General features: G+C 61.2%; 1 protein-coding gene. It reads right to left on the minus strand.

The features are described 5' to 3' along the window. On the minus strand, positions 1 to 245 hold a 245-nt coding region (locus V5F77_RS29280; protein ID WP_429008538.1), incomplete at its 3' end, for an XRE family transcriptional regulator. Positions 246 to 309 lie beyond the last annotated feature (64 nt).

A 309-nucleotide genomic window follows, 5' to 3' on the forward strand; every position in this document is an offset into this window, starting at 1 on the left:
TCGATCTCGAAGCCGAGCAACTCGAGGACGCTCATATTGAGGCTCGAGGCGATGCGCTCCATTGTCTTCAACGTCGGATTCCCGATCCCCCGAAGGATCGTGTAATAGGTCCCGCGCGCCAATCCTGTCTTCGGCAGGAACGCCTCCATTCCGCCATTCTCGCTCTCGAGCTGCTGGAGCCGGATCGCCAGCATCTCGTTGAGGATGGAGTGATCGACGGGCAGCGGCTTGCGGGCGGGGGGCATGGGAGGGCAGGGGCTCCAAGGCTCAAGATTGAGCCGAGCGGCATGATACAGCAACTCCATCATC

The sequence above is a fragment of the Roseixanthobacter psychrophilus genome, from assembly GCF_043195195.1.
GTDB lineage: Bacteria > Pseudomonadota > Alphaproteobacteria > Rhizobiales > Xanthobacteraceae > NCEH01.